Below are 12842 nucleotides of genomic sequence, written 5' to 3'. Positions count from 1 at the left end.
CAATGCTGCAAGAGAACGGCTGACAAGGAGAGATGCGTGAGGCGATTGCCAGGAATTTTACTGCTTACAGGGGCAACGCTTGTCGTCATTGTCGCGTTGCTCGTGAGCGGGCTGCGCCTCGTGTTACCGCATCTCGACAGCTGGCGCCCGCAGGTGCTGGCAAAGATCGAAAGCGCCACCGGCATTCCCGTTGACGTCAGCCAGCTGAGTGCCAGCTGGCAAAATTTCGGCCCAACGCTGGATGTGCGCGATATCAACGCGAGCCTGAAAGACGGCGGTCATCTCAAAATCAAACGCGTGACGCTGGCGCTGGATGTCTGGCAAAGTTTGCTGCACATGCGCTGGCAGTTTCGCGATCTCACCTTCTGGCAGCTTCAGTTTCTGACCAACACGCCTCTAAACCAGGGCGATAACAGCAAAGGCATCGAGACCAACCGCTTCAGCGATCTTTTCCTGCGCCAGTTCGATCATTTCGATCTGCGCGACAGCGAAATCAGTTTTATTACCCTCTCCGGGCAACGGGCCGAACTGGCGATCCCGCAGCTCACCTGGCTTAACGGCAAAGATCGCCATCGCGCCGAAGGGCAGGTGAATCTCTCCAGCCTGAACGGGCAGCACGGCATCATGCAGGTGCGCATGGATCTGCGCGACGACAACGGCCTGCTGAATAAAGGCAAAGTCTGGCTGCAGGCCGACGATGTGGATGTCAAACCCTGGCTGGGCAAATGGATGCAGGATAACGTGGCGCTGCAAAGGGCGCGCTTCAGTCTTGAAGGCTGGCTGACGCTGGCCGACGGTGATATCTCCGCCGGGGATGTGTGGCTGAAGCAGGGCGGCGCGGCGTGGAAAGGGGATACGCAATCCCATGATATGTCAGTCGATAACCTGACGGCACACGTCACCCGTCAGGGCGACAGCTGGCAATTCTCCATTCCCGATACCCGCATCACTATGGACGGCAAAGCCTGGCCGCGCGGCGCATTAACGATGGCGTGGGTGCCTGAGCAGGAAGTGGGCGGCGTGAACAACAAGCGCAGCGATGAGCTGCGTATCCGCGCCAGCAACCTCGATCTGGCAAGTCTCGACGGTTTACGGCCTATCGCGAACCGCATATCAACTGCGCTCGGCGAAGTCTGGGAAGCCACACAACCGAGCGGCCAGATCGACACCCTGGCGCTGGATATCCCTCTGCAGGCCACAGAAAAAACCCGCTTCCAGGCCTCGTGGAAAGCGCTCTCCTGGAAGCAGTGGAAGCTGCTGCCCGGTGCCGAACACTTTGGCGGAAAGCTTGAGGGCAGCGTCGAAAACGGCAGACTGACGGCGGAAATGAATGACGCCAAAATGCCGTACGAAACGGTTTTCCGTGCGCCGCTAGAGATTGAAAAAGGCACTGCCATTCTTAACTGGCTGAATAACGAGAAAGGTTTTCAGCTGGATGGCCGTGATATCGACGTAAAAGCCACCGGCGTTCACGCGCGCGGTAATTTCCGCTATCTGCAGCCGGAAGGCGATGAGCCATGGCTGGGGATTCTGGCCGGTATCAGCACTGACGATGGCGGCCAGGCATGGCGCTATTTCCCGGAAAACCTGATGGGCAAAGCGCTGGTGGACTACCTGAGCGGCGCGATTCAGGGCGGTCAGGCCGATAATGCCACGCTGGTTTATGGCGGCAATCCGCACCTGTTCCCGTACAAACACAACGAAGGCCAGTTCCAGGTTCTGGTGCCGCTGCGCAATGCGACTTTCGCCTTCCAGCCCGACTGGCCAGCGCTGAAAAACCTGAATATCGAACTGAATTTCCTGAACGACGGGCTGTGGATGAAATCCGACAGCGTTGCGCTGGGCGGCGTAACCGCCAGTAATTTGAGAGCGGTGATTCCGGATTACTCGAAAGAGAAGCTGCTGATCGACGCGGACATTAACGGGCCGGGCAAAGCCGTCGGGCCTTATTTTGACGAGACACCGCTGGATGATTCGCTGGGCGCTGCGCTGCAAGAGCTGCAAATCGATGGCGATGTGAATGCCCGTTTGCATCTCGACATCCCGCTGGATGGCGAGATGACCACCGCCGAAGGCGATGTGGTGCTGAACAACAACAGCCTGTTCATCAAGCCGCTAGATAGTACGCTCAAGAACCTGAGCGGCAAATTCAGCTTTGTGAATGGCAATCTGAAAAGCGGGCCGCTGAAAGCCAACTGGTTTAATCAACCGATTAACGTGGATTTCAGCACCACCGAAGGTGAAAAAGCCTATCAGGTCGCCGTCAATATGGATGCTAACTGGCAGCCCGCGCGGATGGACGTGCTGCCAAAACCGGTGGCCGAATCTATCGACGGAACGGTTGCCTGGAACGGTAAAGTGGCCATCGACCTGCCTTATCGTGGAAGTGCGCACTATAAAGTCGACGTGACCGGCGATCTGAAGAATGTAAGCAGTCACTTACCTGCACCGCTGGATAAGAAAGCCGGGCAGCCACTGCCGATGAACATCAACGTGCAGGGCGATCTGAACAGCTTCGCTCTCACTGGTAATGCGAATGGTACAAATCACTTTAACAGCCGCTGGTTGCTCAGTCGCAAACTGACTCTCGACCGGGCCATCTGGACCACAGACAGCCGTACCATTCCGCCACTCCCAGAGCAGCCAGGCGTTGAGCTGAACCTGCCCGCGATGGACGGCGCCGAGTGGCTGGCGATGTTTAACAAGGGTGTTGGGCAAAATGTGGATGAAGCTGCCCAGTTCCCGCAGCGCGTGACCGTCCGTACGCCGTCGCTGACCTTGGGCGGACAGCAGTGGAATAACCTCAGCATTGTCTCTGAGCCAACCCTCAACGGGTCGACGGTGGAAGCGCAGGGCCGCGAGATTAACGCCACGCTCACAATGCGTGACAATGCGCCATGGCAGGCGGCGATTCGTTATCTTTACTACAACCCGACGACGGCCACGAAAGGGCAAACGGGAGCGGTTTCGCCGTTAGCCGAGGTTTCAAAAGTGGATTTCAGCGGCTGGCCGGATTTACAACTGCGCTGCGCGGAGTGCTGGCTGTGGGGTCAGAAATATGGCCGCATCGACGGTGATTTTGCCGTGAAGGGCAACACCCTGAGCCTCGCAGGCGGCCTGATTGATACCGGCTTTGGGCGTCTGACGGCGGACGGAGAGTGGGTGAATGGCGCGGGCGAACAGCGCACCTCCCTGAAAGGTAGAATCAAGGGCAACAAGCTGGATGCGGCGGCGAATTTCTTTGGCGTCAGCACACCGCTGCGCGGCTCTTCCTTCGATGTCAATTACGATCTGCACTGGCGCGCCGAGCCGTGGAAACCGGACGAAGCTACGCTGAACGGCATCCTCAAAACTAATCTGGGCAAAGGCGAAATCGCCGACGTCAGCACTGGTCACGCCGGGCAGCTTTTACGTTTACTGAGCTTTGACGCGCTGCTGCGCAAACTGCGTTTTGACTTCAGCGATACCTTCAGCGAAGGGTTCTATTACGACTCTATTCGCAGTACGGCGTGGATCAAAGACGGCGTTCTGCATACGGATGACACGCTGGTGGATGGCCTGGAGGCCGATATCGCCATGAAAGGCTCGGTGAATCTGGTGCGTCGCGAACTGGATATGGAAGCGGTCGTTGCGCCGGAGATCTCGGCGACCGTCGGTGTCGCTGCGGCATTCGTGGTCAATCCGATTGTGGGCGCAGCGGTGTTTGCCGCCAGTAAGGTGCTTGGGCCGCTGTGGAGTAAGGTCTCAATCCTGCGCTATCGCATTACCGGCCCGGTCGATAAGCCGCAGATTAATGAGGTGCTCCGTCAGGCGCGCAAAGATGCACAGCAATGATTTGACGCGGGCGAGTAATTGCCCCACTCTCATAAATAATGAATTTTTTTACCGCCCTTGGGCGGCAACGAACGAGTAGCAAAACGATGAGTCTGAACCTGGTAAGTGAACATTTGCTCGCAGCGAACGGCCTGAGTCATCAGGACCTGTTTTCCATTCTTGCCCAACTAACCGAGCGTCGCCTCGATTACGGCGATCTCTATTTCCAGTCGAGCTACCACGAATCCTGGGTTTTAGAAGACAGCATCATTAAAGATGGCTCTTATAACATCGACCAGGGCGTCGGTGTTCGCGCCGTAAGCGGTGAGAAAACCGGCTTTGCCTATGCCGATCAGATTAGCCTGACTGCGCTTGAGCAGAGTGCCCAGGCAGCGCGGACTATCGTGCGTGAAGCGGGCGATGGTCGTGTGAAAACCCTCGGCGAAGTGCAGCATTCTGCGCTCTATACCAGCATCGATCCGCTGCAAAGCATGACCCGCGAGGAGAAGCTGGATATTCTGCGCCGCGTGGACAAAGTGGCTCGCGCGACGGATAAACGCGTTCAAGAAGTGTCAGCCAGCCTGAGCGGTGTGTATGAACTCATTCTGGTGGCTGCTACCGACGGTACGCTGGCCGCTGATGTGCGCCCGCTGGTACGTCTGTCTGTCAGCGTGCAGGTGGAAGATGACGGTAAACGCGAACGCGGCTCCAGCGGTGGCGGCGGTCGTTTTGGTTATGATTGGTTCCTGGCCGATGAAGACGGTGATGTTCGCGCAGATGCGTGGGCGAAAGAAGCCGTGCGCATGGCGCTGGTGAATCTCAATGCGGTAGCGGCCCCAGCCGGTACGCTGCCGGTGGTACTGGGCGCAGGCTGGCCTGGCGTGCTGCTGCACGAAGCGGTCGGTCACGGTCTGGAAGGCGATTTCAACCGTCGCGGTACCTCCGTATTCAGCGGTCAGATGGGCGAGCTGGTGGCCTCGGAACTGTGTACCGTTGTGGATGATGGCACCATGACCGATCGTCGCGGTTCTATCTCTATCGATGATGAAGGGACGCCGGGGCAGTACAACGTGCTGATCGAAAACGGCATTCTGAAAGGTTATATGCAGGACAAACTCAACGCGCGTCTGATGGGCGTTGCGCCAACCGGGAACGGTCGTCGCGAATCCTACGCACATCTGCCGATGCCGCGTATGACCAACACCTATATGCTCGCAGGCAAATCGACGCCGCAGGAGATCATCGAATCCGTTGATTACGGGATCTTCGCGCCAAACTTCGGCGGTGGCCAGGTGGATATCACCTCCGGCAAGTTTGTCTTCTCGACGTCCGAAGCCTACCTGATTGAAAAAGGCAAAGTCACCAAAGCGGTGAAAGGTGCTACGCTGATTGGCTCCGGTATCGAGGCGATGCAGCAGATTTCGATGGTGGGTAACGATCTGAAGCTTGATAAAGGCGTGGGCGTCTGCGGTAAAGAAGGCCAGAGCCTGCCGGTGGGCGTCGGTCAGCCGACGCTGAAAGTGGATAATCTAACCGTCGGCGGTACCGCCTGACCTGAAGTCTTATTGAAAAAATGGCGCGTCTGAAAAGGCGCGCCATTTTTTTTTGCGACGCTTATCGCGCGCTGTTTAGCGGCACCTCAGGATCGGGCTCGCGAGTGATGCGGTTACGTAAATCGCGACGGATAATTTCAATCGACCAGAACCAGATCAGGTGACCCACTATCTCGGAAACGTGCTCGTACCACGGAAGATCAAACAGTGGCGGTGTCAGCCCCATCAGCGGGAACGAAATCATATGAACAAATAGCTGCGCTAATGCCCCGGCGAATAAACCCTGCCAGAGCTTTATTTTCGGAAAGACTTCCGCAACAACGCAATAGCCTACGGCGAACACGATTGAGAAAATAATATGTGTCACGCCAACCCAGTTGAATATATGTCCGGCAAATGTATAAACCGCAGCGTTAGGGTCGACGACGCCCAGCCAGTCGCGGAGAAATACATAGGGTGGATTCAGGAAATTACGTGAGCAATCAATTTGGCTGGCGGCTCTGATTAATTGCTCTGGCCCGCATGCGGCGCTGAATAGATCGGTTGGACTGCGTGGAGGAAGAGGAACTTCGGCGCCCCATTTGACAAAGGCGGAGACAATCCCGGCGATCAGCCCAATGAACGCGGCGAGTCCGTAGCGCCTGCGTGAAGGCGGTGTTTGTTCGAATAGATTCATATTTATTCCTTGTTTAAACAAAATCCTGAGAAACGTTATTTTTATGAAGTATTTATTTAACAACTCTATAACCGTCTGATATTTGCGTAGAACAGGTTTCAGACAATGAGTACGATAAAGGTCACAAGGCAAATATGTCAATTCGCCATTATTAATAGAACTCAGTGAAATATCTTAATTGCGCCGGAAGGGACTGGGGGTATTTATCTCTGACTGGAGGGCAGGGGCCAAATTCCAATAATCATTTGACCTCTCTGCATTTACGGGGTGGCTTACTCTTTTCTTCTGCCCCGCATTCCCTGATAAAGCTCCGCCACTTCCACAAAATAGTCCGTCAGGTAGTTAATACAGACCTGGACCTTAAGCGGCAGTTTGTCCTTTTCCGTATAGAGGGCATACACCGGACGGGGATCGGACTGGTAGCGCGGGAAGAGGATCTCCAGCTCACCGCTGTTGATCTCATTGATCACCCACATCAACGGCACGTAGGCGATGCCTGCTCCGGCGACCAGCCAGCGGGAAATGGTCATAGGATCGTTCGTCACGAACCGCCCCTGCGGCAGCAGTTTTGTCGACAGTCCTTCCGGGGCAATCAGCTCAAACTCGTTGTCCGGACGCACGCTGTACTCCAGCCAGGAGTGATTGCTCAGATCGGCTGGTTTTTCCGGCACACCAAACTGCGCCAGATAGTTTTTAGAGGCGCAGACGACCATCGGCATACTGCCCAGGCGACGGGAGAACAGGCTGGAATCCTGCAGCGCACCGACGCGGATCACGACGTCCAGACCGTCGGCGATCAGGTCTGGCGCAGGGATGCCGGTGACCAAATTTACCGCCAGACCTGGATACTCTTTGAGCATTTCCGCCGTCATACTGGCGAGGACATTTTGTGCCATAGTTGAAGAACACCCGATCCGCAGCGTGCCGATGGGGGTGTTATTGAAGGCATAGAGTTGCTCGTGAACGTCCTGGACTTCGTGCAACATCCGACGACAGCCCTGGTAATAGATTTTACCTGCCTCCGTCAGCCCAATGCTGCGGGTGCTGCGGTTGAGCAGCTTGACCTGAAGCTCATCTTCCAGTTTTGACACCGTCTGGCTGATGGATGAAACACTCATCTGAAGCTGTCGGGCCGCGGCGGTAAAGGAGCCAAATTCTACGACTTTGGCAAACACAGACATGCGCTTTAAACGTTCCATTGTTCACTCTGGCTTAAAAGTGATTTAGATCACATATTATAGATAACAGCATAACAGTTACGTTAATATATTATTACTGACATAACAGCTTCACCATTCCCGCCCGGCTTTTCTTGCCCTTCTGCGATGGTGTGAGCTAAACAAAAACTGTCGCCTGCACGCGTTCAAATCAAGGTCAACATGAGTCTGTTTCCCGTTATCGTGGTGTTCGGTTTATCGTTCCCACCGATTTTCTTCGAACTAATTTTATCACTGGCGATTTTCTGGCTGGTGCGCAAGGTGCTGGTTCCAACCGGCATCTACGATTTTGTCTGGCACCCTGCACTGTTTAATACCGCGCTGTATTGCTGCCTGTTCTGGCTTGTATCGCGCATGTTTGTCTGAGGTAGATGTGAAAACACTAACAAGAAATATCTCCCGTACCGCCATCACCGTGGCGCTGGTGGTCCTGGCGTTCATCGCAATTTTCCGCGCCTGGGTGTTTTACACCGAGTCACCCTGGACGCGCGACGCGCGTTTCAGCGCGGATGTGGTGGCCATTGCCCCTGACGTCGCCGGGCTTATCACCGCGGTTAACGTGCGTGATAACGAACTGGTGAAAAAAGATCAGGTGCTTTTCACCATCGATCAGCCTCGCTACCAGAAAGCCCTCGAAGAGGCTGAAGCAGACGTCGCCTACTATCGGGCGCTGGCCACGGAAAAACGCCGTGAAGCCGGACGACGTAACCAGCTGGGCGTACAGGCCATGTCTCGTGAAGAGATTGACCAGTCTAACAACGTATTGCAAACCGTTCTGCATCAGCAGGCAAAAGCCGAGGCGACGCGCGACCTGGCGAAGCTGGATCTGGAACGTACGGTGATCCGTGCGCCGTCTGACGGCTGGGTGACCAACCTCAACGTCTATACCGGTGAATTTATCACTCGCGGTTCTACCGCCGTGGCGCTGGTGAAACAGCACTCTTTCTATATTCTCGCCTACATGGAAGAGACCAAACTGGAAGGGGTACGTCCAGGCTATCGCGCCGAAATCACGCCGTTGGGCAGCAACCGCGTGCTTAAAGGCACGGTGGACAGCGTAGCCGCAGGCGTCACCAACTCCAGCGCCACTCGCGATACCAAAGGGATGGCAACGGTTGATTCTAACCTTGAGTGGGTTCGTCTGGCGCAGCGTGTGCCGGTGCGTATTCGTCTCGATGACGAGCAGGGCAACCTGTGGCCGGCCGGCACCACGGCGACGGTGGTGATCACCGGTGAGAAAGATCGTAACGGCAACAACGACTCCCTGTTCCGTAAAATCGCGCATCGTCTGCGTGAGATTGGTTAATTGTGATGGGCATTTTCACCATCGCCACCCAGCACGTTCGCTTCGCCATTAAGCTGGCGTGCGCCATCGTGCTGGCGCTGTTTGTCGGTTTTCACTTCCAGCTGGAAACCCCGCGTTGGGCGGTGCTGACGGCGGCGATTGTTGCTGCGGGCCCGGCCTTCGCGGCGGGCGGCGAACCCTACTCTGGTGCCATCCGTTATCGCGGGATGCTGCGTATCGCCGGGACATTTATCGGCTGTATCGCAGCGCTGACGATCATTATCACCATGATTCGCTCCCCGCTAATGATGCTGATGGTGTGCTGTATCTGGGCGGGCTTTTGTACCTGGGTTTCCTCGCTGGTGAAGGTGGAGAACTCCTACGCTTGGGGCTTATCCGGATATACCGCGTTGATCATTGTGATCACCATTCAGAGTGAACCCCTGCTTGCGCCGCAGTTTGCTCTTGAGCGTTGCAGTGAGATTGTCATCGGGATTGTCTGTGCGATCGTTGCCGATCTGCTTTTCTCGCCACGCTCCATCAAACAGGAAGTCGATCGCGAACTGGATGCGCTGATTGTTGCTCAATATCAACTGATGCAGCTGTGTATTAAACACGGCGACAGTGAAGAGGTGGACAACGCCTGGAGCGCCCTGGTGCGCCGCAGCACGGCGCTGGAAGGAATGCGCAGCAATCTGAATATGGAATCCTCCCGCTGGGCGCGCGCTAACCGACGCCTTAAAGCGCTCAATACCGTCTCCCTGACGCTGATCACCCAGGCCTGCGAAACCTACCTGATTCAAAATACCCGTCCCGAGGCGGTCACGGATACCTTCCGTGAGCTGTTCGCAGAACCCGTCGAGACGGTGCAGGATGTGCGTAAACAGCTGAAGAGAATGCGACGGGTCATTGTTTGGACCGGTGAGCGCGACACGCCTGTCACCATTTACAGTTGGGTAGGTGCGGCGACGCGCTATCTGCTCCTCAAACGCGGCGTGATCAGTAATACCAAAATCAGCGCTATTGAAGAGGAGATTCTACGCAGCGAAGTGGTCATCAAAGCCGAGTCGGCAGAGCGCCACCATGCGATGGTGAACTTCTGGCGTACGACTATCGCGTGTGTGCTCGGCACGCTCTTCTGGCTGTGGACGGGCTGGACGTCAGGTGCGAGCGCGATGGTGATGATTGCGGTAGTAACTTCGCTGGCGATGCGTTTGCCAAATCCACGCATGGTGGCGGTCGATTTTCTGTATGGCGCGCTCGCGGCGCTCCCCATCGGGGCGTTCTATTTCCTCGTGGTGCTGCCCTCCACCCAGCAAAGTATGCTGCTGCTGTGTATCAGTCTTGCGGTGCTGGCGTTCTTTATCGGGATTGAAGTGCAGAAGCGTCGTCTCGGATCTTTGGGCGCACTCGCCAGTACGATCAACATTCTGGTGCTGGATAACCCGATGACCTTCCACTTCAGCCAGTTCCTCGATAGCGCGTTAGGCCAGCTGGTGGGCTGTTTCCTGGCGATGATGGTCATCCTGCTGGTGCGTGATAACTCCCATGCGCGTACCGGACGTGTGCTGCTGAACCAGTTTGTCTCGGCGGCGGTATCTGCGATGACCACCAACACTGCGCGTCGCAAAGAGAACCATCTGCCGGCCCTGTATCAGCAGCTGTTTTTACTGCTGACGAAGTTCCCTGGCGATATTGCTAAGTTCCGCCTGGCACTGACGATGATCATCGCGCACCAGCGTCTGCGCAATGCGCCGATTCCGATCAACGACGATCTGTCGGCATTTCACCGCCAGCTGCGTCGCACGGCGGATCATGTGATTTCGGCCTCGTCGGACGATAAGCGCCGCCGCTACTTTGGCCAGTTACTGGAAGAGTTAAACATCTACCAGGAGAAACTGCGGGTCTGGGAAGCGCCGCGGCAAGTGACGGAACCGGTACAGCGGCTGACGGATGTGCTGCATCGGTATCAGAATACGCTTACCGACAGCTAGTTGGCTCTGCACAGGCGACAAACACACCGTAAAAACCGACGCCAAAAGCGTCGGTTTTTTTGTGGCTATACTTATTCTGGCAGGCTCTTAAACCCAGATCAGGAGGACACATGACCACCCAGGCACTCCAGGACAATGCGCTTTTTCAAACCGGATATCTGGTAGACGGCATATGGAAAACGCTGGATACCACTTTTGATGTGCTCAACCCGGCCACGGGCGATGTCGTCGCGAAAGTCGCAAAAGCAGGTAAAAAAGAGACCGAAGAGGCTATCGCGGCAGCCAGTCGCGCCTTCCCGGCGTGGCGAGCGAAAACGGCGAAAGAGCGTTCGGCGATCCTGTACCGCTGGTACGAACTAATTATTGAGAACAAAAGCTGGCTCGGACGGCTGATGACCACCGAACAAGGTAAACCGCTAAAAGAGGCGGAAGGTGAAGTCGAGTACGCCGCCAGCTTTATCCAGTGGTTTGCCGAGCAGGCGAAACGCGCTAACGGCGAAATCATCCCCCCCATCAAACCCGGCTCACGCATTCTGGCCACCCGCGAACCCATCGGCGTGGTGGCGGCGATCACGCCGTGGAATTTCCCGATGGCGATGCTGACCCGCAAACTCGGCCCGGCGTTGGCCGCAGGCTGCACCGGCGTCATTAAACCCGCTAACAACACACCGCTCAGCGCTTTTGCGCTGCTGACGCTGGCGAAAAAAGCCGGTGTCCCTGATGGCGTGCTCAACGCCGTCGCCGGGAACACCCACGAGATCAGCGATGCCATCATGGCCAGCCACGAGGTGCGGAAAATCTCGTTTACCGGTTCGACTGCCGTGGGCAAAACGCTGGTGCGTAATGCCGCAGAAACCATGAAAAAAGTCTCCATGGAGCTGGGCGGCAATGCGCCGTATATCGTCTTTGACGATGCTGATATTGATGCTGCCGTGAAAGGGGCGATTGCCAATAAATTCCGTAACGCCGGGCAGGTGTGTGTCAGCGTGAACCGGTTCTATATTCAGGAATCCGTCTACGACGCCTTTGTGACCAAACTCGCTGATGCGGTAAACGCCCTGAAAGTGGGGAACGGCATGGAAGAGGGCGTGGTGGTGGGGCCGCTGATTGAACCTGCTGCGGTGAATAAAGTGCGCGAACATGTTGAGGATGCGGTCGCAAAAGGTGCAACGGTGCTGGCAGGCGGTAAAGTGCATTCGCTCGGCGGTAACTTCTGGCAGCCAACCGTTTTGGGCGAGTGTCACGAAGGGATGAAACTGGCTGAGGAAGAGACCTTTGGCCCGGTTGCCGCCTGTTTCCGCTTTACTTCAGAAGAAGAGGTGATCCAGCGCGCGAACAATACGCCGTTTGGCCTGGCGGCTTACTTCTATACGCAAAATCTTTCGCGCGTTTTCCGCGTGTCGCAGGCGATTGAGAGCGGCATGATCGGCATTAACGAATGTGCGGTCTCGACCGAGCTCGGCCCATTCGGCGGTGTGAAAGAGTCGGGACTGGGTCGGGAAGGATCGGTTCTTGGGCTGGAAGAGTTTCTGGAAGTTAAAACCCTGCATATCGGGGGATTATAATTATCGTCAGGGCGGCGCAGGCCGCCTTTCTGGACGGGGTGGCGGGCAATGAATATCTATACGTTTGATTTTGATGAAATCGACAGTCATGAAGACTTTTACCGCGAATTTTGTCGCACATTTGGGTTAGAACAGGCAAAGGTAACGGATCTGGATTCGCTGTGGGACGTGGTGATTGGCGATGTCTTACCCATGCCGCTGGAACTGGAGTTTATCCACCTGCCGGATAAGCTACGCCGACGCTTTGGCGCACTGGTTCTGCTGTTTGATGAGGCGGAAGAGGAGCTGGAAGGGCAACTACGCTTTAACGTTCGTCACTGATTTCAGACATAAAAAAGCCCCTGACAAAGCGTCAGGGGCAAGTCGTATGATGAGATACGACGAGGGTTTATTTGTACAGCTCAGCCGTCGCATGCCAGTGGTCACCCTGATTTAGCTCGGTGACACGATAGCTGCTTGCGCCTGCTTTTTCAGCTTTAGCCGCCAGTTCCTGGCGGATATCCATCGGAGAACCCGCGACGGAAGATACGGATACACTACCCATTGATTGCAGGTTTTGCGCTTGCTCAGAATTCACCTGATGCACAGCTGCGCTGGCACCGAAAGAGAGAACGGAAGCTAAGCCTAGGGTTGCGATGATTAATTTGGTGTTCATAGTCGTACTCCTGAATGTGTTTCCTCGACGGCGAGAAGGGTTATACCGCTATTTTTATGCCTGGTGCCGTTGAGTTGATAATGT

At 55.8% G+C, this 12842-nt stretch carries 10 protein-coding genes; 7 read left to right on the top strand and 3 right to left on the bottom strand.

The annotated features are described in order from the left end of the window. The first annotated feature begins 36 nt into the window (after window positions 1-36). Both yhdP and tldD read left to right on the top strand, forming a co-directional pair. Window positions 37-3834 carry an AsmA2 domain-containing protein YhdP gene (gene yhdP / locus ETG88_RS20695; RefSeq protein WP_129036305.1) on the top strand — a complete coding sequence of 1266 codons (3798 nt, stop codon included), beginning with the start codon at window positions 37-39 and terminating at the stop codon, window positions 3832-3834. An 86-nt stretch (window positions 3835-3920) separates the two neighbouring features. After that, window positions 3921-5366: a metalloprotease TldD gene (gene tldD / locus ETG88_RS20690; protein ID WP_100778690.1), complete on the top strand. Its 1446-nt coding sequence runs from the start codon at window positions 3921-3923 to the stop codon at window positions 5364-5366. Between the two features lie 61 nt (window positions 5367-5427). Here tldD and ETG88_RS20685 read toward each other — a convergent pair whose 3' ends face one another. Together ETG88_RS20685 and aaeR are read right to left on the bottom strand one after the other, a co-directional pair. After that, window positions 5428-6042, bottom strand: a complete 615-nt coding sequence (locus ETG88_RS20685; RefSeq protein ID WP_102105516.1) for a YagU family protein — start codon at window positions 6040-6042, stop codon at window positions 5428-5430. Between the two features lie 272 nt (window positions 6043-6314). Then, a complete protein-coding gene (gene aaeR / locus ETG88_RS20680) occupies window positions 6315-7241 on the bottom strand; it encodes an HTH-type transcriptional activator AaeR (RefSeq protein WP_095283622.1) in 927 nt (308 codons plus the stop codon). 180 nt (window positions 7242-7421) lie between these two features. Between aaeR and aaeX the strand changes: the two genes are divergently transcribed. From aaeX to ETG88_RS20655, 5 genes are all read left to right on the top strand, one after another. Beyond that, window positions 7422-7625, top strand: a complete 204-nt coding sequence (gene aaeX, locus ETG88_RS20675; protein ID WP_102105515.1) for a p-hydroxybenzoic acid efflux pump operon protein AaeX — start codon at window positions 7422-7424, stop codon at window positions 7623-7625. Between the two features lie 7 nt (window positions 7626-7632). Then, complete coding sequence (gene aaeA / locus ETG88_RS20670) at window positions 7633-8565, top strand: p-hydroxybenzoic acid efflux pump subunit AaeA (protein ID WP_102105514.1); 933 nt, start codon at window positions 7633-7635, stop codon at window positions 8563-8565. A 5-nt stretch (window positions 8566-8570) separates the two neighbouring features. Then, window positions 8571-10538, top strand: coding sequence for a p-hydroxybenzoic acid efflux pump subunit AaeB (gene aaeB, locus ETG88_RS20665; RefSeq protein WP_100780806.1), 1968 nt, complete (start codon window positions 8571-8573; stop codon window positions 10536-10538). A gap of 110 nt (window positions 10539-10648) precedes the next feature. Next, window positions 10649-12103 (top strand): NAD-dependent succinate-semialdehyde dehydrogenase, encoded by a 1455-nt coding sequence (locus tag ETG88_RS20660; RefSeq protein ID WP_129036304.1) that lies wholly within the window; start codon window positions 10649-10651, stop codon window positions 12101-12103. A 48-nt stretch (window positions 12104-12151) separates the two neighbouring features. Continuing rightward, window positions 12152-12424 (top strand): barstar family protein, encoded by a 273-nt coding sequence (locus ETG88_RS20655; RefSeq protein ID WP_129036303.1) that lies wholly within the window; start codon window positions 12152-12154, stop codon window positions 12422-12424. 67 nt (window positions 12425-12491) lie between these two features. Here the strand turns inward: ETG88_RS20655 and yhcN are convergent, their stop codons facing one another. Next, window positions 12492-12758 carry a peroxide/acid stress response protein YhcN gene (gene yhcN / locus ETG88_RS20650; RefSeq protein WP_102105510.1) on the bottom strand — a complete coding sequence of 89 codons (267 nt, stop codon included), beginning with the start codon at window positions 12756-12758 and terminating at the stop codon, window positions 12492-12494. Between the last annotated feature and the right edge of the window lie 84 nt (window positions 12759-12842).

Origin of the sequence: Lelliottia nimipressuralis, assembly GCF_004115925.1 — a bacterium.
GTDB classification, from domain to species: domain Bacteria; phylum Pseudomonadota; class Gammaproteobacteria; order Enterobacterales; family Enterobacteriaceae; genus Enterobacter; species Enterobacter nimipressuralis.
This window is presented reverse-complemented; position numbering and strand designations above follow the sequence as displayed.

Excerpts from the sequence above, each read along its gene's own strand:
- tldD (WP_100778690.1), top strand. The coding sequence starts at position 3,921 with ATGAGTCTGAACCTGGTAAGTGAACATTTGCTCGCAGCGAACGGCCTG.
- ETG88_RS20685 (WP_102105516.1), bottom strand. The coding sequence starts at position 6,042 with ATGAATCTATTCGAACAAACACCGCCTTCACGCAGGCGCTACGGACTC.
- aaeR (WP_095283622.1), bottom strand. The coding sequence starts at position 7,241 with ATGGAACGTTTAAAGCGCATGTCTGTGTTTGCCAAAGTCGTAGAATTT.
- aaeX (WP_102105515.1), top strand. The coding sequence starts at position 7,422 with ATGAGTCTGTTTCCCGTTATCGTGGTGTTCGGTTTATCGTTCCCACCG.
- aaeB (WP_100780806.1), top strand. The coding sequence starts at position 8,571 with ATGGGCATTTTCACCATCGCCACCCAGCACGTTCGCTTCGCCATTAAG.
- ETG88_RS20660 (WP_129036304.1), top strand. The coding sequence starts at position 10,649 with ATGACCACCCAGGCACTCCAGGACAATGCGCTTTTTCAAACCGGATAT.
- ETG88_RS20655 (WP_129036303.1), top strand. The coding sequence starts at position 12,152 with ATGAATATCTATACGTTTGATTTTGATGAAATCGACAGTCATGAAGAC.
- yhcN (WP_102105510.1), bottom strand. The coding sequence starts at position 12,758 with ATGAACACCAAATTAATCATCGCAACCCTAGGCTTAGCTTCCGTTCTC.